Source organism: Neisseria sp. P0001.S005 (assembly GCF_051963715.1).
Genome location: NZ_JBQCTZ010000505.1, coordinates 1 through 592, shown reverse-complemented (window position 1 = coordinate 592; position 592 = coordinate 1). Strand labels below are relative to the sequence as shown.

Genomic DNA, 592 nt, shown 5'->3' with positions numbered 1-592 from the left:
GAATACAATGAAGCTCTGGTTCACCAACTGGTTACTGCTTACTTGGCAAATGCCCGTTCTGGTAATCGTGCTCAAAAAACTCGTGCCGAAGTAAACCACTCTACTAAAAAACCATGGCGCCAAAAAGGTACCGGTCGTGCTCGTTCCGGTATGACTTCTTCTCCGCTGTGGCGTAAAGGTGGTCGTGCATTCCCAAACAAACCTGATGAAAACTTCACTCAAAAAGTGAACCGTAAAATGTACCGTGCCGGTATGGCGACTATTTTGTCCCAATTGGCTCGTGATGAACGTTTGTTTGCAATCGAAGCATTGACTGCTGAAACTCCTAAAACTAAAGTTTTTGCTGAACAAGTGAAAAATTTGGGTTTGGAGCAAGTTCTGTTTGTAACTAAACAGCTCGACGAGAATGTTTACTTGGCTTCACGCAACTTGCCTAACGTATTGGTTTTGGAAGCTCAACAAGTTGATCCTTACAGCTTGCTGCGTTACAAAAAAGTCGTTATCACTAAAGATGCAGTTGCACAATTAGAGGAGCAATGGGTATGAATCAACAACGTTTGACTCAAGTAATCTTGGCACCTATCGTTTCTGA

At 42.9% G+C, this 592-nt stretch carries 1 protein-coding gene; it reads left to right on the top strand.

Annotated elements, in window-relative coordinates:
* Positions 1-546, top strand: a 546-nt coding sequence (rplD, locus tag ACTHSP_RS21330) for a 50S ribosomal protein L4 (RefSeq protein WP_440346922.1), incomplete at its 5' end; no start/stop codon positions are given.
* Positions 547-592 lie beyond the last annotated feature (46 nt).